The sequence below is a fragment of the Streptomyces violascens genome, assembly GCF_014649955.1.
GTDB lineage: Bacteria > Actinomycetota > Actinomycetes > Streptomycetales > Streptomycetaceae > Streptomyces > Streptomyces violascens.
Genome location: NZ_BMUA01000022.1, coordinates 1 through 18942, shown reverse-complemented (window position 1 = coordinate 18942; position 18942 = coordinate 1). Strand labels below are relative to the sequence as shown.

The 18942-nt window shown below is 69.9% G+C and carries 20 protein-coding genes and 5 tRNA genes; 9 read left to right on the top strand and 16 right to left on the bottom strand.

Annotated features, from left to right (window positions below; translation table 11 throughout):
- Positions 1-57 precede the first annotated feature (57 nt).
- Both IE206_RS31385 and IE206_RS31380 read right to left on the bottom strand, forming a co-directional pair.
- Positions 58-1071 (bottom strand): NAD(P)H-dependent glycerol-3-phosphate dehydrogenase, encoded by a 1014-nt coding sequence (locus IE206_RS31385; protein ID WP_189968116.1) that lies wholly within the window; start codon positions 1069-1071, stop codon positions 58-60.
- Positions 1068-1820 (bottom strand): lysophospholipid acyltransferase family protein, encoded by a 753-nt coding sequence (locus IE206_RS31380; RefSeq protein WP_189968114.1) that lies wholly within the window; start codon positions 1818-1820, stop codon positions 1068-1070. The genes IE206_RS31385 and IE206_RS31380 overlap by 4 nt, the downstream gene beginning before the upstream one ends.
- Before the next feature lie 247 nt (positions 1821-2067).
- On the opposite strand from IE206_RS31380, the gene cofC reads away from it, so the two are divergent.
- A complete protein-coding gene (gene cofC, locus IE206_RS31375; RefSeq protein WP_226600025.1) occupies positions 2068-2691 on the top strand; it encodes a 2-phospho-L-lactate guanylyltransferase in 624 nt (207 codons plus the stop codon).
- A 10-nt stretch (positions 2692-2701) separates the two neighbouring features.
- On the top strand, positions 2702-2905 hold the full coding sequence (locus tag IE206_RS31370; RefSeq protein WP_189968112.1) for a hypothetical protein: 204 nt from the start codon (positions 2702-2704) through the stop codon (positions 2903-2905).
- A gap of 96 nt (positions 2906-3001) precedes the next feature.
- Here IE206_RS31370 and IE206_RS31365 read toward each other — a convergent pair whose 3' ends face one another.
- The 4 genes from IE206_RS31365 to leuC form a co-directional block, all read right to left on the bottom strand.
- Positions 3002-3661 (bottom strand): HU family DNA-binding protein, encoded by a 660-nt coding sequence (locus IE206_RS31365; RefSeq protein ID WP_189968110.1) that lies wholly within the window; start codon positions 3659-3661, stop codon positions 3002-3004.
- 144 nt (positions 3662-3805) lie between these two features.
- Positions 3806-4033, bottom strand: a complete 228-nt coding sequence (locus tag IE206_RS31360) for an SCO5555 family protein (protein ID WP_053727896.1) — start codon at positions 4031-4033, stop codon at positions 3806-3808.
- A 239-nt stretch (positions 4034-4272) separates the two neighbouring features.
- Positions 4273-4866: a 3-isopropylmalate dehydratase small subunit gene (gene leuD, locus IE206_RS31355; RefSeq protein ID WP_189968108.1), complete on the bottom strand. Its 594-nt coding sequence runs from the start codon at positions 4864-4866 to the stop codon at positions 4273-4275.
- A 5-nt stretch (positions 4867-4871) separates the two neighbouring features.
- On the bottom strand, positions 4872-6296 hold the full coding sequence (leuC, locus tag IE206_RS31350; protein ID WP_189968106.1) for a 3-isopropylmalate dehydratase large subunit: 1425 nt from the start codon (positions 6294-6296) through the stop codon (positions 4872-4874).
- 173 nt (positions 6297-6469) lie between these two features.
- Between leuC and ndgR the strand changes: the two genes are divergently transcribed.
- On the top strand, positions 6470-7186 hold the full coding sequence (gene ndgR / locus IE206_RS31345) for an IclR family transcriptional regulator NdgR (protein ID WP_005311436.1): 717 nt from the start codon (positions 6470-6472) through the stop codon (positions 7184-7186).
- 252 nt (positions 7187-7438) lie between these two features.
- On the opposite strand, the gene IE206_RS31340 is transcribed toward ndgR, so the two are convergent.
- The 7 genes from IE206_RS31340 to IE206_RS31310 form a co-directional block, all read right to left on the bottom strand.
- Positions 7439-7511: transfer RNA gene (locus tag IE206_RS31340), tRNA-Glu, on the bottom strand.
- A gap of 52 nt (positions 7512-7563) precedes the next feature.
- A tRNA-Gln gene (locus tag IE206_RS31335) sits at positions 7564-7635 on the bottom strand.
- A 16-nt stretch (positions 7636-7651) separates the two neighbouring features.
- Positions 7652-7724 (bottom strand) — tRNA-Glu (locus IE206_RS31330).
- A gap of 61 nt (positions 7725-7785) precedes the next feature.
- Positions 7786-7858: transfer RNA gene (locus tag IE206_RS31325), tRNA-Glu, on the bottom strand.
- 22 nt (positions 7859-7880) lie between these two features.
- Positions 7881-7952: transfer RNA gene (locus tag IE206_RS31320), tRNA-Gln, on the bottom strand.
- An 89-nt stretch (positions 7953-8041) separates the two neighbouring features.
- Positions 8042-8761: an HAD family hydrolase gene (locus IE206_RS31315; RefSeq protein WP_189968104.1), complete on the bottom strand. Its 720-nt coding sequence runs from the start codon at positions 8759-8761 to the stop codon at positions 8042-8044.
- Positions 8762-8830: 69 nt separating this feature from the next.
- Complete coding sequence (locus IE206_RS31310) at positions 8831-9502, bottom strand: DUF4241 domain-containing protein (protein WP_189968102.1); 672 nt, start codon at positions 9500-9502, stop codon at positions 8831-8833.
- 298 nt (positions 9503-9800) lie between these two features.
- Here IE206_RS31310 and IE206_RS31305 point away from each other — a divergent pair, with 298 nt between their 5' ends.
- Both IE206_RS31305 and IE206_RS31300 read left to right on the top strand, forming a co-directional pair.
- On the top strand, positions 9801-10292 hold the full coding sequence (locus IE206_RS31305; RefSeq protein WP_189968100.1) for a hypothetical protein: 492 nt from the start codon (positions 9801-9803) through the stop codon (positions 10290-10292).
- Complete coding sequence (locus IE206_RS31300; protein ID WP_189968098.1) at positions 10256-10567, top strand: hypothetical protein; 312 nt, start codon at positions 10256-10258, stop codon at positions 10565-10567. Before IE206_RS31305 ends, IE206_RS31300 begins: the two co-directional genes overlap by 37 nt.
- Positions 10568-10660: 93 nt before the next feature.
- Here IE206_RS31300 and gltX read toward each other — a convergent pair whose 3' ends face one another.
- The 3 genes from gltX to IE206_RS31285 form a co-directional block, all read right to left on the bottom strand.
- Entirely contained in the window at positions 10661-12136 is a 1476-nt protein-coding gene (gene gltX / locus IE206_RS31295) for a glutamate--tRNA ligase (RefSeq protein WP_189968096.1), read from the bottom strand.
- Positions 12129-12905 carry a fumarylacetoacetate hydrolase family protein gene (locus tag IE206_RS31290; protein ID WP_189968094.1) on the bottom strand — a complete coding sequence of 259 codons (777 nt, stop codon included), beginning with the start codon at positions 12903-12905 and terminating at the stop codon, positions 12129-12131. Before IE206_RS31290 ends, gltX begins: the two co-directional genes overlap by 8 nt.
- Before the next feature lie 173 nt (positions 12906-13078).
- Positions 13079-13279 carry a hypothetical protein gene (locus tag IE206_RS31285; protein WP_189968271.1) on the bottom strand — a complete coding sequence of 67 codons (201 nt, stop codon included), beginning with the start codon at positions 13277-13279 and terminating at the stop codon, positions 13079-13081.
- Between the two features lie 581 nt (positions 13280-13860).
- On the opposite strand from IE206_RS31285, the gene IE206_RS31280 reads away from it, so the two are divergent.
- The 4 genes from IE206_RS31280 to IE206_RS31265 all read left to right on the top strand — a co-directional run.
- Positions 13861-17685 carry a sensor histidine kinase gene (locus IE206_RS31280; protein ID WP_189968092.1) on the top strand — a complete coding sequence of 1275 codons (3825 nt, stop codon included), beginning with the start codon at positions 13861-13863 and terminating at the stop codon, positions 17683-17685.
- Between the two features lie 9 nt (positions 17686-17694).
- On the top strand, positions 17695-18108 hold the full coding sequence (locus IE206_RS31275; RefSeq protein ID WP_189968090.1) for a roadblock/LC7 domain-containing protein: 414 nt from the start codon (positions 17695-17697) through the stop codon (positions 18106-18108).
- 178 nt (positions 18109-18286) lie between these two features.
- A complete protein-coding gene (locus IE206_RS31270) occupies positions 18287-18694 on the top strand; it encodes a DUF742 domain-containing protein (protein ID WP_189968088.1) in 408 nt (135 codons plus the stop codon).
- On the top strand, positions 18675-18942 hold a 268-nt coding region (locus tag IE206_RS31265; protein WP_189968086.1), incomplete at its 3' end, for an ATP/GTP-binding protein. The genes IE206_RS31270 and IE206_RS31265, both read left to right, overlap by 20 nt.

The window sequence follows — 18942 nt, the reverse complement described above, 5'->3', positions numbered from 1 at the left end:
CGCGTTGAGGGTACCCGTTCGGGGCGCCCGGTCCACGGCCGCGGGCACCCGGCGCGGTCAGCGGCGCTCGGCCTTGGCGCTGCGGGACATGAGCTCCTTGAGGGCGACGACCGGCGGCTTGCCCTCGTGGACGATGCCGACGACGGTCTCCGTGATGGGCATGTCCACGCCGTGCCGGCGGGCCAGATCCAGCACGGATTCGCAGGACTTGACGCCCTCCGCGGTCTGCTTGGTGACCGCGATGGTCTCCTGCAGGGTCATGCCCTTGCCGAGGTTGGTGCCGAAGGTGTGGTTGCGCGAGAGCGGCGAGGAGCAGGTGGCGACGAGGTCGCCGAGGCCCGCGAGGCCGGAGAACGTCAGCGGGTCGGCGCCCATCGCGAGGCCGAGCCGGGTCGTCTCGGCGAGACCGCGGGTGATGAGCGAGCCCTTGGCGTTGTCGCCGAGCCCCATGCCGTCGGCGATGCCGACGGCGAGCCCGATGACGTTCTTGACGGCGCCGCCGAGTTCGCAGCCCACCACGTCGGTGTTGGTGTACGGGCGGAAGTACGGGGTGTGACAGGCGGCCTGGAGGCGCCGGGCGACGGCTTCGTCCCGGCAGGCGACGACGGCCGCGGCCGGCATCCGCTTGGCGATCTCCTTGGCCAGGTTGGGCCCCGTGACGACCGCGACGCGGTCCTCGGTGACCTTGGCGACCTCGGCGATGACCTCGCTCATCCGCTTGGCGGTGCCGAGTTCGACGCCCTTCATCAGGGAGACGAGCACGGTGTCGGGGGCCAGCAGGGGCGCCCAGGCGGCGAGGTTGTCGCGGAGCGTCTGCGAGGGGACGGCGAGGACGGTGAAGTCTGCGCCCGCCGCGGCCTCGGCGGGGTCGGTGGTGGCCCGTACGGACGCGGGGAGTTCGATGCCGGGCAGGTAGTCCGGGTTCGTGCGCGTGGAGTTGACCGCTCCGGCGAGTTCGGGGCGGCGGGCCCAGAGGGTCACCTCGCAGCCCGCGTCGGCGAGGACCATGGCGAACGCCGTGCCCCACGAACCCGTCCCGAACACTGCTGCCTTGGTGGTGCCGTGTGTCACTTGGTGCCCTCCCCGGCGGCCTCGCGGCGCTGCCGTGCGCGGACTTCGCGCAGATCGTACGGCTTCTCGGGGGCCTTCTCGCCCCTCAACTCCTCAAGGAGCGCGGTGATCGCGGCCATGATGACCTCGGTCACCTCCTTGAGGACCTCGGGCGTCGGCTCCTTGTCGTAGAACCGGTCGAGGTCGACCGGCGGACCGGCCTTCACCTGGAGCGTCTTGCGCGGAAAGAAGTTGACCTTCTTCTCCTTGGCGTACGGCGGCATCGCCAAGTTGGCGCCCCACTGGGCGACCGGGACGACGGGCGCCCGCGTCATCAGGGCGGCCCGTGCGACTCCGGTCTTCGCGGTCATCGGCCACTGGCCGGGGTCGCGGGTCAGGGTGCCCTCGGGGTAGAAGGCGACGCATTCACCGCGCTCCACAGCGTCCACGGCGGCCCGGAAGGCGCCGACCGCGTTGGTGGACTCGCGGTAGACGGGAATCTGGCCCGTGCCGCGCAGCAGGATCCCGACGCCGGGGGCCTTGAAAAGCGCGGCCTTCGCCAGGAATCGGGGCACGCGGCCCGTGTTGTATTGGAAATGCCCGTACGAGAACATGTCCAGATACGAGTTGTGATTGATGGCGGTGATGAATCCGCCGTCGGCCGGAATGTTCTCCATTCCCCGCCAGTCCCGCTTGAACAGAACGACCAGCGGCGGTTTTGCGATGACCGCTGCCAGGCGGTACCAGAAGCCGATTCTGCGGCGGGACACTCGGACACCTTCCTCTGTGGACCCCGGCCAGGCCTCTGCGAGACCGGGGGAACTGACTCTGCGTGGCTGCTGGGGGCAAGTGTCGCCCCAGGCCCCTGGTCTGTCGAGAACACCGTACGCCCCGGCCCGCACGGCGGCCCTCCGGGCGGGTGACAATGAAGCCCGCCGCCGCCCGGCCCGATCCAGGCGGCGCCCGGACGGAGGGGACGCCACGAACACCGCAACAGCTGCCCGCTGGTCCCTCGTCATCCCGCTGAAGCCCTTGGCCCTGGCCAAGAGCAGGCTGGCAGCCGCCGTCGGCGACGAGCTCCGCCCGCGGCTCGCCCTCGCGTTCGCCCTGGACACCGTGGCCGCCGCGCTGGAATGTCCCGCGGTGCGCAATGTGGCGGTCGTCACGGATGATCCGCCGGCGGGCGCGGAGCTGGCCGCGCTGGGTGCGCGCATCGTGCCCGACTCCCCCGGCGCGGGTCTCAACGCCGCGCTGGCGCACGGGGCGTACCGGCTGCGCTCGCGGCATCCGGCGCTCCCGGTGGCCGCCCTCAACGCGGATCTGCCCGCGCTGCGCCCCGCGGAACTGGGCCGGGTGCTCGCCGCGGCCGCCGCATTTCCGCGGGCTTTTCTCGCGGATGCGGCGGGAATCGGGACGACTTTCCTTTCGGCGGTTCCGGGCAGGGATTTGAACCCGGTATTCGGCGGTCCTTCACGGGCGGCCCATTCGGCTTCCGGGGCCGCCGAAATCCTGCTCGACGGCGTGGATTCGGTGCGCCGGGACGTCGACACGGGCGCGGACCTGCGGGCCGCGCTGTCCCTCGGCGTGGGCCCGGCCACCGCGGCCCTGCGGGGCGCCCTGGATCCCGTACGGGGGCACTAGGCTGGCGGGTATGCAGGCGACCGCGTACACGTACGACTCCGAGACCCGCAGCGGCAGTGTGCTGCTCGACGACGGCACCCCGGTGGACTTCGGGGCCCCGGCCTTCGAGGCGGGCGGGCTGCGGCTGCTGCGGCCGGGCCAGCGGGTCCGCATCGAGACCGAGGGGTCGGGGGCGGACCTGCGCATCACGCTGGTGACGCTGCAGACGTTCTGAGCCCCGGAGCGCGCGGGGCGACTTGGCCGAAAACGGCCGCGGGCCGGGTCTCCCCGAGGGGAGCCCGGCCCGGCGCTTGAGCCTCGCCGCTGGTGACTACTTCTTGCGAGCGGTCGCCTTCTTGGCGGTGGTCTTGCGCGCCGTGGCCTTCTTCGCGGGGGCCTTCTTCGCGACGGCCTTCTTGGCCGGCGCGGTCTTCTTCGCGGCGGCCTTCTTGGCGGTCGCGGCCTTCTTCGCCGGCGCGGCCTTCTTGGCGGTGGCCGTCGTCTTCTTGGCGGTGGCCTTCTTCGTGGTGGCCTTCTTGGCCGCCGTGGTCTTCGCCGCGGTGGTCTTCTTCACCGCGGTGGCCTTCTTGGCGACCGTCTTCTTGGCGGTGGCCTTCTTGGCCGCGGCCTTCTTGACGGTGCTGCGGGTCGAAGTACCGCCGGAGAGGCTGCCCTTGGGGGCCTTCTTGACGGCCACGTCGTTCTTCGGGAGCTTCTTCGAGCCCGCGACGAGGTCCTTGAAGCCCTGACCCGCGCGGAACCGCGGAACCGAGGTCTTCTTGACCCGTACGCGCTCACCCGTCTGCGGGTTGCGGGCGTACCGGGCCGGGCGGTCGACCTTTTCGAACGAGCCGAAACCGGTGACCGAGACGCGGTCGCCGGCGACGACCGCACGGACGATCGCGTCCAGCACCGCGTCCACCGCGTCCGCGGCCTGCTGACGGCCGCCGACCTTGTCGGCAATCGCTTCTACGAGCTGCGCCTTGTTCACGTCTTCCCCTTCGGAGACATTGCCTGAGCGAAAGTGTCCAGGCCTTTTCGCACGTTAGGCAGATATATACCGCAAATCAAACACGAAACGGGCTAATCACCCTAGTGCCGCAACGAAGTCGGCTCTCGCCGAGTTCCTTACGGCTCAGTCACCTTCGGGGAATCGGCCCTCGTCGAGGTCCTTCATCAACCGCTCCAGACGCGTTGCCGCATCGGCGAGATCGTGTTTGGCCGCTGCTGTTATGACCAGCAGCTTCCGGGACAGCGCCATCCGTACGCCCTCCGGGACTTGCAGTTCGCGCACCCTTGTGTGCGCTTCTTTCAGTTGGTCCGCCACCAGCCCGTAGAGCTTGAGTTGGCTGTCGCGTTCCATGCGTCGATTGTGCCATCTGAGGCGAGTTGTCACCTCCGGCGGGGGCAACTGAGCGAATCCAGCGACTCCTGGACGTCCGTACGGTACCTCGATCGCGCAAGCGACTATCCAGCCATCTGCCCTGCGTACAAGGCTAGTTGACGTCACCCCCGGAGCCCAAAACGCGACGCGCCCCCCGCCCGGAAATCAATCCGGAAAACGGGGGGCGCGATGCAGCCGAAGGGGGGTCAATACGCGGTTCAGGCCTGGATCGTGCTGGGCTTGAAGGCGGGTCGGCGGGCCTCGTAGGAGGCGATGTCGGGCTCGTTCTGGAGCGTGATCGAGATGTCGTCCAGGCCGTTCAGGAGCCGCCAGCGGGCGTTCTCGTCGAGTTCGAAGTCGGCGGTGACGCCTTCCGCACGAACCTGGCGATCCTGCAGGTCAACGGTGATTTCGGCGTTGGGGTCGCGCTCGGTCAGCTCCCACAGCGCGTCCACGACTTTCTGGTCGAGAACGACGGTGAGCAGCCCGTTCTTCAGCGAGTTGCCGCGGAAGATGTCGGCGAAGCGGGACGAGATCACCGTTTTGAAGCCGTAGTTCTGCAGCGCCCACACCGCGTGCTCACGGGAGGAGCCGGTGCCGAAGTCGGGCCCTGCCACCAAAACCGTGGCGCCCTTGCGCTCGGGCTTGTTCAGGACGAACTCGGAGTCCTTGCGCCAGGCCTCGAACAATCCGTCCTCGAAGCCGTCGCGGGTGACCTTCTTCAGCCAGTGGGCCGGGATGATCTGGTCGGTGTCGACGTTGGAGCGGCGCAGCGGAACGGCCCGGCCGGTGTGCGTGGTGAAAGCTTCCATGGTTCTCAGGCCTCCACGGGGGTACGGACGTCGGACAGGTCGGCGGGCGAGGCCAGGTGGCCGAGAACCGCTGTCGCGGCGGCGACCTGGGGCGAAACCAGGTGGGTGCGGCCGCCCTTGCCCTGCCTGCCCTCGAAGTTGCGGTTGGAGGTGGACGCGGAGCGCTCGCCGGGGGCCAGCTGGTCCGGGTTCATGCCCAGGCACATCGAGCAGCCCGCGTGCCGCCATTCGGCGCCGGCGGCCGTGAAGACCTTGTCCAGGCCCTCGTCCATGGCCTGCAGCGCGACCCGGACCGAGCCCGGGACGACCAGCATCCGTACGCCGTCGGCGACTTTGCGGCCCTCGATGACGGCGGCCGCGTTGCGCAGGTCCTCGATGCGGCCGTTGGTGCACGAACCTACGAAGACGGTGTCGACGTTGATGTCGCGCAGCGGCTGCCCGGCGGTCAACCCCATGTATTCCAGGGCCTTTTCGGCGGCCAGGCGCTCCGAAGCGTCCTCGTACGAAGCCGGGTCGGGGACGTTCGCCGACAAGGGCGCGCCCTGGCCGGGGTTGGTGCCCCAGGTGACGAACGGCGAGAGCTCGTCGGCCTTGATGACGACCTCGGCGTCGAAGACCGCGTCCTCGTCCGTCTTCAGCGTCTTCCAGTACTCGACCGCCGCGTCCCAGTCCTCGCCCTGCGGGGCGTGGACGCGGCCTTCCAGGTAGTCGAACGTGGTCTTGTCGGGGGCGATCATGCCCGCGCGGGCGCCGGCCTCGATCGACATGTTGCAAATGGTCATGCGGGCTTCCATCGACAGCTTCTCGATGGCCGAGCCCCGGTACTCCAGGACGTAGCCCTGGCCGCCGCCGGTGCCGATCCTCGCGATGATGGCGAGGATCAGGTCCTTGGCCGTGACACCATCGGGCAGCTCGCCCTCCACGGTGATCGCCATCGTCTTGAACGGGGCCAGCGGCAGCGTCTGGGTGGCCAGGACGTGCTCGACCTGGCTGGTGCCGATGCCGAACGCCAGCGCGCCGAAGGCGCCGTGCGTGGAGGTGTGCGAGTCGCCGCAGACCACGGTGGTGCCGGGCTGGGTCAGTCCCAGCTGCGGTCCCACCACGTGGACAACACCCTGCTCGACGTCACCCAGCGGGTGCAGGCGCACACCGAACTCGGCGCAGTTCTTGCGCAGCGTCTCCAGCTGGACCCGCGAGACCGGGTCCGCGATCGGCTTGTCGATGTCGATGGTCGGGGTGTTGTGGTCCTCGGTGGCGATGGTGAGGTCGAGGCGCCGCACCTGGCGACCGTTCTTGCGCAGTCCGTCGAAGGCCTGCGGGCTGGTCACCTCGTGCAGCAGGTGCAGATCGATGAAGAGCAGGTCCGGCTCGCCCTCGGCGCGCCTGACGACATGGTCGTCCCAGACCTTCTCCGCGAGTGTCCTACCCATCGCCTTCCCTCCGGCCGACGTCGTCGCCGGCACTACTAGAGATCGATTGCCCATGCCCGTACCGCACGCCCCGGGCGGGGCCGCGCTCCGTTGTACGGATCGCCAGTACAGCTTGACGACTTCCGGAGAAAATTGAACTTGCGTTTCACAGAGTGAGACGCGAATATCGTTGCATGGACAACTCTAGCGGCGTAGGCGTTCTGGACAAGGCTGCCCTTGTCTTGAGCGCTCTGGAGTCCGGTCCGGCCACCCTCGCAGGTCTGGTCGCGGCCACTGGGCTCGCACGACCCACGGCACACCGCCTCGCCGTGGCACTGGAACACCACCGGATGGTGGCTCGGGACATGCAGGGCCGTTTCATTCTCGGCCCGCGCCTGGCAGAGCTCGCGGCAGCGGCCGGCGAGGACCGCCTGCTGGCCACGGCCGGCCCGGTCCTGACGCATCTGCGCGACGTCACCGGCGAGAGCGCCCAGCTCTACCGCCGGCAGGGCGACATGCGGATCTGCGTGGCGGCCGCCGAGCGCCTCTCCGGCCTGCGCGACACCGTCCCGGTCGGCTCGACGCTGACCATGAAGGCCGGCTCGTCCGCCCAGATCCTCATGGCCTGGGAGGAGCCGGAGCGCCTGCACCGCGGCCTCCAGGGCGCCCGCTTCACGGCGACGGCCCTGTCCGGGGTACGGCGCAGGGGCTGGGCCCAGTCGATCGGCGAGCGCGAGCCGGGCGTGGCCTCGGTGTCGGCGCCGGTACGCGGCCCGTCGAACCGGGTGGTGGCCGCCGTCTCGGTCTCCGGCCCGATCGAGCGCCTGACCCGGCACCCGGGCCGGATGCACGCCCAGGCGGTCATCGACGCCGCCGCCCGTCTGTCCGAGGCCCTGCGCCGCAACGGCTGACGCCTTCCCCTTCTGTCACATTCCGGCCCACCGCTTCAACGCCGCAGCGGTGGGCCGGAGGTGTGTCCGGGGCCGTTCAACGGGCGATGCGGAAAGGACGGTTCGGTCCGGCTGTGCCGAACTTCTCTGCGCGATACGGGAGTTGAGCCCGCCGGGGTGCGTGCGAGGCGTGCGTCCGGATCCGTGCCGGGATACATGCCCGGGCAAACGAAAAGGCCCTCCGCAAGATGCGAAGGGCCCATTCTCTGTGCGTACCCCCGACCGGATTCGAACCGGCGCTACCGCCTTGAGAGGGCGGCGTGCTAGGCCGCTACACAACGGGGGCCTGCCTGCAATTTCGGACCTTCGAAGAAGATCCAGGATCTTGAAAAGACCCGCTGGGCTACCAGGACTCGAACCTAGAATGACGGTACCAGAAACCGTAGTGTTGCCAATTACACCATAGCCCATGGTGGTTTAGACCAGTACCCCCGACCGGATTCGAACCGGCGCTACCGCCTTGAGAGGGCGGCGTGCTAGGCCGCTACACAACGGGGGCCCTAGCGATCCTGCATCGAGTTCACCGGGTGCGACCCTGGTGATCCCGCGGGAAGGATCTGTACCCCCGACCGGATTCGAACCGGCGCTACCGCCTTGAGAGGGCGGCGTGCTAGGCCGCTACACAACGGGGGCCTTGCAGATAAAGCTCTGCGAGCTGGGCTACCAGGACTCGAACCTAGACTAACGGAACCAGAAACCGTCGTGCTGCCAATTACACCATAGCCCACCAAAACGCAACTCCCATGGGGAGTTTTGCTCGGCTTGCGCTTTCGGTTCGGGGCTTTTCTTCCCGCTCCCCTCGGCGCAGGAAGAACATTACCCGAAGGTGTCCGGCGCTCCAAAACGGGTATCGAGCCGCAGGAGGTCGGGGAGCTGGTCGAGTCCTGTGATGCGGATGAGCTCGGGTCGTCCGCCGGTCCCCGAGCGATCCAGCCAGACTCCCCTGAGCCCCGCATCGTCCGCCCCGCGTGCGTCGATGTCCGGCTGGTCGCCGACGTAGACGACTTCCTCCGGCGGCAGTCCGAGTGCCTCGCAGCCGGCGTGGAAGGCGGCCGCCTCCGGCTTGGCGATGCCGAGTTCGGCGGCGCACAGCAGCGCCTCGAACCGGTCCCGTACGCCGAGGATCCGGAGCTTCCGCTCCTGGCTGGAGAGGGAGGAATTGGAGAGGATGGCGTGCCGGTAGCCCTCGGCGAGTACGTCGAGGACGGGCAGGGTGTCCGGGAAGAGGCTCCAGGCGGCTTCGTAGTGCGCGACGTGCCGGTCGTACCAGGCGTCGGCCTCCTCGTCGCTCATGGCGTCGCCGACGAAGGCCCGTACCCGGTCGCGGCACTGCCCGTGCCAGTCGGTCTCCCCCGCCGCGAACCGCGCCCAGTGGTAGGCCGTGATCTCGGCCCAGTGATCCAGCGCCCGCTCCACGGATTCGTATGCGTCGGGCAGTCCCTCCAGGCCGAGGTGCGTACGCATGCCGGAACGGGAGGCCGCGGAGTAGTCGAAGATCGTGTCGTCGATGTCCCACAGGACCGCACGGATGGCCATACTCCGAGCGTAGGCCCTGCGTCCGGACCGCGGACGGCGTTCTGGCACATGCGGCCGGGGGCCGCTACGTCAGGGGACGAGCGCTTCGACCGGAACGACGAAGAAGTCGGTGACGAAGCAGGTGATCGCGCCCGCTTCGTCCCGGCCTATCCAGGTCGGGTAGGCGCCGTCGCCCCAGCCCGAGGTGAAGGCGATCAGGTTGTGGCCGGTCGCGGGGTCGGTGACGGTGTGCGGGCCCGGCGAGGGCGGGACGGTGTCGAAGGCGTCCCACAGCGGGCCCTCGTCGCCGTCGCAGTCCGGGAAGGAGCCGTCGGACCCGGCGTCGTAGAAGCAGCCGGTGCCCGCGTCGACCCCGTATCCGAAGAACTCCTCGTCATCGAGCTCGGCCAGGTCCTGGCCGGGCTGGAGCGCGAGTTCCCACGAGACGGTCGGGGCCTCCTTTATGACGAGGCGCGCGGCGGCCACCCGCAGATGCGGGGTGTCCGCCTCCGGCTCCCCCTCGCGCACCAGCGTCGCCACGGCCGCGTCCACCCGGTACCGCCCCGGCTCCACCTGCGCCGTGAACGGCTCGGCCTCGCCGGCCCCGAGCGAGACGAACGGGTCACAGGCGATGACCCGCCCGGTGTGCAGCCACAACTCCCCACCGGCCACCACACTCAGCGTGCCGCTGGTGCCCGACTCCTCGGTGAAGGTGTTGCCCGGCGTGAAGTGCCAGGAGAAGTCGGGGGCGGGCATGGGCATGAGGGTCTCCCGGGAAGGCACGGCGGCAGTGGTCGGCGGTTTTCCGCACTGCCAGAAAACATAACTCGGAGCACTGACATGCGGGTCGGGGACGGCGGTGCCTTCGCGGCAACTTCTGCCTCAGGAACAACTTCCGTACCGTTACGGCGTGTTGTCTGCTTCCTCCTCGTTGGGATCCCAACTCATGTACACGGTAGGCGAAGAAGGCTGAGCCGCGGCTCTTTGCGCCCTGTTCGAGGACGAGTACGTCTTCGTCGCCGTCGGGCATCGGGGCAGCGGAGCGTGGGAGGAGGACGCGTTGGCCGTCATGCGGCGGGAGGTGGCCGATCCGTGCGGTTGGGCCGGCCAGGACTGGGACGAGGACTCCATCGAGCGGACATCCTCGCGGCCCGACTTCCCGTTCACCCCCGGCTCCGCCGAGGAGATCGCCCGGAAGCTCCGCGAAATCGATACGGGGACCGCGGTGCGGCTGTTGGTCGCGCACGCGGACGATTGGTGCCGGATCACCAAGGTTCCAAGCTTTTCGGAGAACCCCGAAGGCCTGCTGACGCCGGCCCGAGACGCACTGTCCCGGTTCGGCCCGCATTTCAGCTGCTACGCCAGCGTGGCCGAGGCCCGGGTGCCAAAGTCGCCGCGCCTCATGGTCGACGAATCCGGCCCCGGATGGACCCCTCTCACGGAATACAGGGAATCGGTGTCGATCCCGCTCCATTGCTCGGGGAGGCGTCCCTCGACCGGCTTCGGGAGAGCCTTGTGCCTGTCGCGCGGCGCGGCGCCGAGGACCTGCTGAAGCTGATCCTCTCCGGGTCGCTCTTCCACGGGCTGGATGCGCAACTCATCGCGTCCGACCTCGTGCTGGCCCGCTCCATCCAGGAAGTTCTGGATTCCTTCGGGCCCGGCGTCGAATACTTCACCAATCACGGTCACGCCGAAGACGGCGAGGAGGCTCAATTCCTCGTGACCGGGTTCCACTTCAACTCGCTCGCGGTCACCCTGTATGACATCTGTCCCATCTCTGTGGACTCGGATCGGATCCTTGTTGCGTGGCGGTTCGAGGATGCCTGAGTCAGGGACGTACGCGGATGGGCGGGCAGGCTCGGCATGCCAAAGGGGCGGCAGCCCCATGGCTGCCGCCCCTCGTCGAGCTGTCGCCTACGACTACGCCGCCAGCTTCGCCAGCGCCGCGTCGATGCGCGCCAGCGTCTTCTCCTTGCCCAGGATTTCCAGGGACTCGAAGAGGGGGAGGCCCACCGTGCGGCCCGTTACGGCTACGCGGACCGGAGCCTGGGCCTTGCCCAGCTTCAGGCCGTGCTCCTCACCCGCTGCCAGGACCGCGTTCTTGAGGGACTCGGGGGACGTCCAGTCCGCCGAGTCCAGCTTCTCGCGGGCCGTGCGAAGCAGCGCGTCCGAGCCCTCCTTCATCGCCTTCGCCCAGGACGCCTCGTCCTCGACCGGCTGGTCCAGGAAGAGGAAGTCCACGTTCGCCGTGATGTCGGAGAGGACGGTCACGCGGGTCTGCGCGTGGGGCGCGATGGCCTGCCAGGCCTTCTCGTCGAAGGACTCCGGGGACCAGTTCGCGTGCGGGGCGCGCAGCCACGGCTCGCAGGCCGCGGCGAACGCCTGCTCGTCCAGCATGCGGATGTGGTCCGCGTTGATGGACTCGGCCTTCTTCAGGTCGAAGCGGGCCGGGTTCGCGTTCACGTCCCCGATGTCGAACTTCGCGACCATGTCCTGGATCGAGAAGACGTCCTGGTCGGCCGAGAACGACCAGCCCAGGAGGGAGAGGTAGTTCAGGAGGCCTTCCGGGAGGAAGCCTCGCTCCCGGTAGATGTTCAGGGAGGCCTGCGGGTCTCGCTTCGAGAGCTTCTTGTTGCCCTCGCCCATCACGTACGGCAGGTGTCCGAAGGACGGGATCTCCTTCGCCACGCCCAGCTCGATCAGCGCCTTGTACAGGGCGATCTGGCGCGGGGTCGAGGACAGCAGGTCCTCGCCGCGCAGGACGTGGGTGATCTCCATCAGGGCGTCGTCGACCGGGTTCACCAGCGTGTACAGCGGCGCCCCGTTCGCGCGGACGATGCCGTAGTCCGGCACGTTGTCCGGGGTGAAGGTCAGCTCGCCGCGGACCAGGTCCGTGAAGGTGATCGGCTCGTCGGGCATGCGGAAGCGGACGATCGCCGCGCGGCCCTCCGCCCTGTACGCCTCGGCCTGCTCGGCGCTCAGCTCGCGGCAGTGGCCGTCGTAGCCGGACGGCTTGCCGGCCGCGCGGGCGGCCTCGCGGCGGGCGTCGAGCTCCTCGGTCGTGCAGTAGCAGTTGTACGCCTTGCCGGCGGCGAGCAGCTTCTCGGCGACGTCCTTGTAGAGGTCCATCCGCTGCGACTGGCGGTACGGCTCGTGCGGGCCGCCCACCTCCGGGCCCTCGTCCCAGTCGAAGCCCAGCCAGCGCAGGGAGTCGAGGAGCTGGTTGTAGGAGTCCTCGCTGTCGCGGGCCGCGTCGGTGTCCTCGATGCGGAAGACGAACGTGCCGCCGTGGTGCCGGGCGAACGCCCAGTTGAACAGGGCGGTGCGGACCAGGCCCACGTGGGGGTTGCCGGTCGGGGAGGGACAGAAACGTACGCGGACGTTCGCGTTAGCCACGCTTGATCACCCTGTTGGTGAGAGTGCCGATGCCTTCGATGGTGACGGCGACCTCGTCGCCGACGTTGAGGGGGCCGACTCCGGCCGGAGTCCCCGTGAGGATGACGTCGCCCGGGAGCAGCGTCATGGCCTCGGTGATGTGGACGACCAGGTCCTCGATGGAGCGGACCATGTCCGCGGTTCGGCCGAGCTGGCGCTGTTCACCGTTGACCGTGGCCTGGATGGTGAGATCCGTGGGGTCGAGCTCGGTCTCCACCCAGGGGCCCAGCGGGCACGAGGTGTCGAAGCCCTTGGCGCGGGCCCACTGCTTCTCGCGCTGCTGAACGTCACGGGCGGTGACGTCGTTGGCGCAGGTGTAGCCGAAGATCACGTCCTTGACGCGCTCGCGCGGGACCTCGCGGCACATGCGGCCGATGACGACGGCGAGTTCCGCCTCGTGGTGCAGCTCGTTGGAGAAGGAGGGGTACTCGATGGTGTCGCCGGGGCCGATCACCGAGGTGGTCGGCTTGAAGAAGGCGACCGGCACCTCGGGGACCTCGTTGCCGAGCTCCTTGGCGTGCTCCGCGTAGTTGCGGCCGATGGCCACGACCTTGTTGGGGAGCACGGGCGGCAGGAGGCGGACCTTGGTCAGCGGCACCTTGGTGCCGCTGAGTTCGAAGTCGCCGTACGGGATGCCCTTGATGATGTCGAGTACGAGACCGTCGGGGCCTTCGCCCTCGACGGCTCCGAAGGCGACATTGCCGTCGATGGAGAACCTGGCGATGCGCACGAGTGCTGTCGCCCCTCACTTCGCTTAACTGGTACTGGCTGGAGTCTGACACTCCAGGCTAACCGGGCAGGGACACCGGCCGTGCGCATTACTCCGCGGCGCCACCGGCGGCGGAGCGTCCCGCCGGGGGGGGCCGGGCGGGGCCGACGGGGAGGACGGAGAGAGCTCCCGGATCAGACGGCGGCGGCCTCGACGGCGTCGGCCGGGGCCGGGGCCTTCATCAAAATGGTGCGGCGCGGGTTGGCCGTCTGGGTGGGCAGCTCGACGGTGTGCTCCGGCTGGGCCGGCCGCTGGAGCTCCTCGGCGTCCGCGAGGTGCGCGAGGGTGGTGCGGCGCGGGTTGGCTATGTTCCGGATGATCATCGTCGTCTTCATCTCTGCTACGAACCCTGTCGGTACGGGCGCCGCGGGGGCGCCGGTTGTCGGATTGGCCATCCCTGTAAAGCGTCAGGCTAAACATTCGAATTCCCGGCAAAGGGTCGTAGAGACGACGATCAACATGTGAGTTTGCTCACGAATCAAGCCACAAAAGGGATATAAGGGTCCGTCAACTGGCCGTCCAGGAACGGACATTCCGGTATTGAACCCTTCATTCCGCTCCTGATCATCTCGACTGGGACACCCCCCACCCCTAAGCGACTCGCACGCATTAGTCCGTTTTCTCCGTGATCACTTTCTACATTTTGTGACGCGATACTCACAATGTGTCACTCAGGTCACGGCCCAGTACGCGGGCCTTGTTGGAGATCCGGCACTGTGCTGGAATTCCACGCACCGCCGCGGGTCACTGACCGGCGCGCAGGGGCGCAACGCAGCGCCGGGTGTGCGGCGGGAGGGGGAGCAGGACAAGCGCCGGTCACTCAGACCACACAGGGGGCGCGCAGTGCCCCCCATGACGCCGACACCGTCCTATCCGTTTTTACGGAGGGACGCCTGGTCCAGAGGTTGCGACGCTAGTGCAGGGACGTTTCAAGAGGGATGGCAGCGCTGCGGCGGAGCAGGAGCCGCAGGGCGGGACTGGCCCCAAGACGGCCAGTTCCTCGCCCCAGCACGCCCAGAACCCCCGGGGCCCCGAAAACCCCTCCGCCTCACCGGCCGGCGAGACGGGCGGACAGACGGCGCGCACCAGCGGGCCCTCGGGTCCCTCCGGCGGCGACCAGAACGGCGCCGAACGGAAGCCGACGGGGCCCGTGGACACGGGCTCCCGAATAGCCCTGCGCAACTGGCGCATCTCGACCCGACTGGTCGCCCTGCTCGCCCTCCCCGTGGTCGCCGCGACCACCCTGGGCGGGCTCCGCATCAACCAGTCGATGAACGACATGCAGCAGCTCGACCACATGCAGCTGCTCACCGACATGACCAAGCAGGCGACCGAGCTCGCCGCCGCGCTCCAGACCGAGCGCGACGACTCGGCGGGCCCGCTCTCCACCCAGACCTCCGACGCCCGCGTCCAGACCGACCGCGGGGCCACCGACCTGGTCCGGAAGTCGTTCATCCAGGCGACGCAGGACGTCAGCGGCACGGAGAACGACGAGGCCCTGGAGTCGATCCGCCGTAACGTCACCAACATCGCGATCCAGCTCCAGGACCTGGAGAGCATCCGCAAGACCGCGTACAAGGGCGACGGCACCACCACCACTCACTCGCAGACGGTCGAGTCCTACAGCCGTCTCATCCGCGGTCTGCTCAGCCTCTCCCAGGACATGGCGCAGGCCACCTCCAACCCGGAGATGATCAAGCGGACCCGTGCGCTCGCCGCCTTCTCCTCCGCGAAGGAGTACGCCTCGGTCCAGCGCGCGATCATCGCCGCGGCGCTGCCCGCCACCAAGGACAAGTCCGGCAACCTCCTGGAGCCCGACCGCCTGTACGCCAAGGCCGCCCAGGACGGCGAGCGCCAGTCGCTCGCCTCGTTCCAGAACGTGTACGAGGCCAACGGCGGCAACTCCACCGAGCTGATGGCCCCGCTCGACAAGGGCAACTCGGAGATCACCGCCGCCAACGCGTACTCGCAGCGCGTGCTGAAGAACCCGGGCGGCATCAACCAGGAGCAGAAGCGCTCGTACCTCGACTGGTACGACCAGGACTCCAACAAGATCAACCAGATGAAGACCATCGAGCAGACCCTGCTCGGTGAGATGGAGCAGAAGGCCCGCGAGCTCCGCGACACCTCGCAGCGCGACGCGATCCTCAACGGTGTGCTGATCCTCGTCGTCCTCGGCGTCTCGCTGGTCGGCGCGTTCGTCGTGGCCCGCTCCATGATCCGCTCGCTGCGGCGGCTGCAGGACACCGCGACCCGGGTCGCCCAGGACCGCCTGCCCGAGCTCGTCAAGCAGCTCTCCGAGTCGGACCCGCAGGACGTCGACACCTCCGTGGAGTCGGTCGGCGTGCACTCCCGGGACGAGATCGGCCAGGTGGCCGCGGCCTTCGACGACGTGCACCGCGAGGCCGTACGACTCGCCGCCGAGCAGGCCCTTCTGCGAGGCAACGTCAACGCGATGTTCACCAACCTCTCGCGCCGCTCCCAGGGTCTGATCCAGCGTCAGCTCTCGCTCATCTCCGAACTGGAGTCCCGCGAGGCCGACCCCGACCAGCTGTCCTCGCTGTTCAAGCTGGACCACCTCGCGACCCGTATGCGCCGTAACGGCGAAAACCTCCTCGTCCTCGCCGGTGAGGAGCCCGGCCGACGCTGGACCCGCCCGGTCCCGCTGGTCGACGTGCTCCGCGCCGCCGCCTCCGAGGTGGAGCAGTACGAGCGCATCGAGCTGGCCGCCGTGCCCGCGACCGAGGTCGCCGGACGCGTGGTCAACGACCTCGTGCACCTCCTCGCCGAGTTGCTCGAGAACGCGACCTCGTTCTCCTCGCCGCAGACCAAGGTCCGCGTCACCGGTCACGCGCTGCCCGACGGCCGCGTTCTGGTCGAGATCCACGACACCGGCATCGGCCTCTCCCCCGAGGACCTCGCCGCGATCAACGAGCGGCTGGCGTCGCCGCCCACCGTGGACGTCTCGGTCTCGCGCCGCATGGGTCTGTTCGTGGTCGGCCGCCTGTCCCTGCGACACGGCATCCGCATCCAGCTGCGCCCGTCCGACTCCGGCGGTACGACCGCGCTCGTCATGCTGCCCGTCGACGTCGCCCAGGGCGGCAAGAAGGTGCCCGGCAAGCCGGGTGCCGGTCAGCCGCAGGCTCCGGCCGGCCAGGGTGGCCGTCCCGGTCTCGCGGGCGGCCCGCCCTCGCGTGCCGGGCTCGCGGCAGGGCCGCTCAGCGGCGGCCCGGGTGCTCCCGGCGGCCGGCTCGCCGCGGGCGCCCCGCGCGGCCAGGTCACCGGCGGTCCCGGCCCGCGCGCCGCGCTGCCGCCCCGGGGCGGCGGCCCGCAGCAGGGGCAGCCCCCGCAGCAGGGCCAGCAGTCCGCGTTCGGCAGCGGCCCGGCTTCCCCGGCCGCCCCGCGCCGCGGCGACCGCCCGATCACCCCGCCGCCCGGCGCCCCGCGCGCCGAGCTGCCCGGCGGCAACCCGCAGGGGCAGCAGCCGGCCCGGCCGCAGGCCGCGAGCTGGGGCACCGACCAGTCCTCGGCCCTGGACGCGCCGCGCGGCCACGAGGAGCCGGAGCAGCACACCGGCCAGTACCCGCGTCCCGCCGCCACCGACGACCGCCAGGGCCCGGGCGCGACCGCCGAGTTCGCCCGCCCCGACTTCGACGGCCCCCCGCCGGGCACCCAGCAGGACCAGAACGCGGGCACCGGCCAGTTCGTACGCCCCGACGTGTTCGGCGCGCCGGCCGCGCAGGACCCGTCGGCGACCGGGCAGTTCGAGCGCCCGGGCTCCTACAACGGGTACGGCGACCAGTCGTCCACCACCGGCTCGTATCCGCGTCCGGACCAGGACCCGTCCGCCACCGGCTCGTTCCCCCGGCCGAACCAGGACGCGTCCGGCACCGGCCAGTTCGCCCGGCCCGGCCAGGACACCGGCTCCTACCAGCGCCCCGCGGCCGACGACCGGCAGAACCCGGCGGCGACCTCCGAGTTCGCCCGCCCGGACTTCAACGCGCCGCGTCCTCCCGCGCCGCAGCCGGCCCAGCCGCAGCAGTACCAGCAGCAGGCGCCCCAGCAGGGCCAGGACTTCGGTCAGGGTGCCCCGCGTCAGCGCCGGGACGGCAACGAGTTCGGCGGCCCGCGCCAGCCGGCCGGCAGCCTGCCCGCGCAGCCGCAGCACGAGGCCCTGCCGCCGGCCGGTGCCGGTGACGGGCGGACCCCGCTGTTCGACACCCTTGAGACCAACTGGTTCCAGCAGCAGGGCCAGCAGGGCGGCCAACCGCAGCAGTCCGCACCGCAGGCGCCCCAGGCCCAGCAGCCGCAGGCCCCGCAGGGCCGGAGCGCCGCTCCGCAGCGGCCGGCCCCCGAGCGCCGCCCGGTCCGCGAGGGCGGCAACGGGAACGGCAACGCCACCGCGAACAACGGCGCCAACGGCTCGGACGCCTCCAACGGCTCCGGCGCCTGGCGCAGTTCGCCCAACGACGACCTGGTCCGCCAGGCCGAGCGGGCCCGCAAGCCCGCCGCCGGCGGCGTGACCACGTCCGGACTCCCCAAGCGGGTCCCGCGCGCCAACCTGGTGCCGGGCACCGCACAGCAGCAGAACCACCAGGCAGGACCCCAGGTCTCCCGGGCGCCCGACGACGTGCGCGGCCGGCTGACCAATCTCCGCCGGGGCATCCAGCAGGGCCGGCAAGCCGGCAACGGCTCCACCGGCAGCTTCCACGTGGACCCCACTCACCAGCAGGAGCGTTAGTTGAGTCCGATGAGCCAGGCGGCACAGAACCTGAACTGGTTGATCACCAACTTTGTGGACAGCACCCCCGGGGTGTCCCACACGGTGGTGGTCTCCGCCGACGGCCTGCTCCTCGCCATGTCCGAAGGCTTCCCGCGCGACCGCGCCGACCAGCTGGCCGCCGTGGCGTCCGGGCTGACCTCGCTGACCGCCGGGGCCTCCCGGATCTTCGAGGGGGGCAGCGTCGCCCAGACCGTGGTGGAGATGGAGCGCGGCTTCCTCTTCCTGATGTCCGTGTCCGACGGTTCCTCCCTGGCCGTGCTCGCGCACCCGGAGTGCGACATCGGCCTGGTGGGCTACGAGATGGCCCTCCTGGTCGACCGCGCGGGCAGCGTCCTGACGCCGGACCTGCGCGCCGAGCTCCAGGGCAGCCTGCTCCACTGACCGCAAACCCCCCGGCCGAGCCGCTCGCGAGGCCGGGGGTCGGGAGCCACCGACGCCGCCCCCCTCCGGCCCGGACCGCTCCCGCACGATGCAGATATCCGTCCCGGCCGCACCTCGCCCCCCACCGGCCCTGTCTGACGGCTCGCAGATGGCTTGCTGTCTCCGCCCGGAGGAACCAATGACCCCGCCCCCCGCCTCACACGATTCGTACGGCGCACTGCATGACGCGGCGTACGACAGTGAAGGCGACCAGCCGCTGGTCCGTCCGTACGCCATGACCGGCGGCCGGACCAGGCCGCGCTACCAGCTCGCCATCGAGGCGCTGGTCAGCACCACAGCAGACCCGGCGCACCTTGCCACGCTCCTTCCCGAGCACCAGCGGATCTGCCACCTCTGCCGTGAGGTCAAGTCGGTGGCGGAGGTCTCCGCGCTGCTCCAGATGCCACTCGGTGTCGCCCGGATCCTCGTCGCCGACCTGGCGGAGGCCGGCATGGTGGCGATCCACCAGCCGGGCAATGGAGAGACCGGCGGCACGCCGGACGTAACGCTGCTCGAGAGGGTGCTCAGTGGACTTCGCAAGCTCTAGCGGCGGTGCCGCCCGTTCCACCACGTCGGCGAAGATCGTGGTGGCGGGCGGTTTCGGCGTGGGCAAGACCACGTTCGTCGGCGCGGTCTCGGAGATCAACCCGCTGCGCACGGAAGCCGTGATGACGTCCGCGAGCGCGGGCATCGACGACCTGACCCACACCGGGGACAAGACGACCACCACGGTCGCCATGGACTTCGGCCGCATCACCCTGGACCAGGACCTGATCCTGTACCTCTTCGGTACAC